Annotated in this window: 1 protein-coding gene and 1 pseudogene; one reads left to right on the top strand and one right to left on the bottom strand. The window is 39.7% G+C overall.

The genetic code is table 11. The annotated features are described in order from the left end of the window. Positions 1-560: 560 nt before the first annotated feature. Positions 561-996 (top strand): annotated as a pseudogene (locus EWV68_RS09730) (ISL3 family transposase); the annotation flags it as partial. A gap of 69 nt (positions 997-1,065) precedes the next feature. Here EWV68_RS09730 and EWV68_RS09735 read toward each other — a convergent pair. Next, positions 1,066-2,574: a glycosyltransferase family protein gene (locus EWV68_RS09735; RefSeq protein ID WP_061432660.1), complete on the bottom strand. Its 1,509-nt coding sequence runs from the start codon at positions 2,572-2,574 to the stop codon at positions 1,066-1,068. Positions 2,575-2,915: the final 341 nt, after the last annotated feature.

Genomic DNA, 2,915 nt, shown 5'->3' on the forward strand with positions numbered 1-2,915 from the left:
GGATGATGAAATCTTTCCTAAGACAGTGAGTTCTTTTCTTCTTCCGTGAATTCTAGGTTAATCATGTTTTTAATGAGTGCTTTGCTTCTAATTATGACTCTTAAACTATATTATTGTCCTTGAGTAAAAAATGCAAGTTGTAGCCGTGCAAAGTATAGTCAAAAGAAATAGAATTGGTATTATAGCGTTTCCCAGTCTCATGAGGTACACCAAAATCTTAAATCCCGAATCCCGAATCCCGACTCCTGACTCCTGACTCCTGACTCCTGACTCCTGACTCCTGACTCCTGACTCCTGACTCCTGACTCCTCAAAACCTAAGGCTTTGTACCTCACAACTATGGGAATTGCTATAATACCAAAAGATAGACAATAGAGTTAAGATTTGATATAATAGCCAAAAACGAGAGTATTTTACTTATGATACTTGACAAATTTTTGAACCTAAAAGGAACCTCTATTCAAGGCTATCGACACCTAGAAAATATCGGTATAGTTTGACCAGTCGAATCGAAAAATAAAAAAGCAACGGCTCGACTGAGCTTTTGTCGAACGCTCAGTCGAGCTGCGGAAAAAAGAGCCGTAGAAGCGCAGAAAAATAAAAAACAGACAGCGGAAAAAGAAGCGAAGCTAGAAGTTTTAAAGCGAAGTAAATATAGCCTGTTAAAAAAAATTAAACTAGAAGCTATCAAAAAAAATTGGCCAAATTTGAAAGAGATGCACGAATTAAAGGAAGAATTCAGAAGTATTTACGAAACCTCAAAAAATCCGACAGAGGGAATGCTATCCATCTCGGAATGGTTGGCAAAATCCTCCAGTGTTTTTACCAAGAGTTGTCAAACAATCCGAAACTGGTTTGGAGAAATCATTAACAACGAATGGATTAGTCGAGGGAATCAACAATAAACTTAAACTAATAAAACGAAGAGGCTATGGCTTGAGAAACTTTCGGAATTTTTGGGTTAGAAGTATGTTATCTTGGCATCTTGTATGTTGATTTAGCATAAAGAGTAACGAAGAGCCAGACATTTTTCTGTATGGGTTGCTCGTTTCTCCTTATTTTATCCTATTTTTCCCTTGCATCATACTTATTTGGAATGACTATATTATCTGAACTAGGACGAACAATCTGTCTTTTACTTAGCTGTTGCCAAATATCTACTAGGAAGACTAGCAAGAACAGATGAACAGCACCTAGAAACTGATGTCTTTCAAAGATAAAGAAGAACTTGGGTAATAAGGGAACATTCGGCGGTTGTTGAAAACCTAAATACTGTTGTGCTTGTACCACATAAGCATTAGAGACTTGGGAATAAAGAAAACAACCGTAGGCAAAAGCAGCAAATAAAGAGGCGAGTAGGGCGCGTCTGGATACTAGGAAATCCTGATAGTAGAGCCAGATAATACTCATCAGGATAAAAGGATAACCTATATAGAGATAGCGCTGATGAGTACCACTGAGAAGAATATTAAAACCTAGGTAACTTAGTCCGTGGAAAAGGCAGAGAAGTGCCATTAAATAGGTAGTATTATATTTCTGGTTAATCGCCTCGGTTTTGGTGGCGAGAATTTGCCAAATCTTGATTAAACCTGTACAGATAAGAAAACCCATGAAACCAGCATAGAGTAAAAGCCCTGCTTGGTAAGGACTGATACCTTTTTTCCAGCTACCTAGTTGCAAATCCATAAAAGGTACTCGGGAGGAAGCGCGGGGTTCTAAACCGAGAAATATCCAGATATTAAAGCCATTGCCTGAGATTTTGTCACCGTGAGCACTACCAGATTTTAAGACAAAGAGGAAACTAGACTGAATCAGTCTGAGGGGAACTGCAAATAAGCTATCTAGGTAGAGGAAAAATCCGAGGCTTAAAAGTAGAGTTGCTCCCAGCCAGATTAAGCCTTTAGTCTGGTATCTTTGCTGGAATTTGTAACCTGTGGTCAGGATAACTAGGGCAAAAAAGGGTAGGGAAAAAATAAAGAGTTGTTTAGTGAGAATGAATAGGACTAAACTAAACATCCCGAGGAGAAACCAGAGGATATTTTTGAGGAGGGTGTTTTTCTCACTCCAAGATTGGAAGAAAGCAATGGTAGCCAGGAGGCAAAATAATAAGCCTACGTTGTCAATCTGTCCCCAGAGAGAACCTGCCGCCCAGAGAAATAGCACTAGGGTAATGCTGAAACCGATGATTACGGGGCGTTTGAATTTTAAGATTCTTGCTAGGTAGGTGAGAAGGAGAAAATTGAGAGCATCAACAAACGCTAGGTAAAAACGGAAGTAGTAGATAGCTGCGGTTTTTTCGCTAATTCCCAATAGGGATTTTATCGCCGCAATTACTCCGCCACTTGCCAGTATGCCTATACTAGGATAGTTGGGGACTTTGGGAGGACAATCCATGTATACTTTACCTGCTGCGAGACAATCCCCCCATCTACTAAAGAGAAAAGTATCGGTAACGTGGTAAATGGGGAGAAAATAGACTAAAACAAAAGGGAGGGCTATTCCTAGGGTATAGGCAAGGGGGATGAGGAAATTATTTTTTTCCCCTGGGTTGGTTGAGTCTAGAAAGTTTTTCATTATTCTCGAAGTCGTTGAGCTTTTCTGGTTCGGTATATTTTCAGATAATTTTGGCGGTTTCCAGGAGATATTTCTCTAGTTGGGCTTTTTCTTGCAGGGGTATCCCTAGCATGGCTTTTTTCCTTGTATTTCTTTCTATTTTCTCACAACTTCGTCAATGAGTAATTATACTCATGCCTAAGGGGGATGCGGCCTGTAGTTTTCCATAATAGTTTAGAGACATTGACACTCCCCGCTCTAAAGAGACGGGGATTCTTGGTTCACAGAGATTACTTGCTTAGACAGAATTGCTTCTGAAAAAGTAGAGGTATTCTCTCCCCAAGCGTTTATTGGATCGAGCC

Source organism: Microcystis sp. M_QC_C_20170808_M9Col (assembly GCF_007095495.1).
In the GTDB taxonomy this organism is placed as follows: domain Bacteria; phylum Cyanobacteriota; class Cyanobacteriia; order Cyanobacteriales; family Microcystaceae; genus Microcystis; species Microcystis aeruginosa.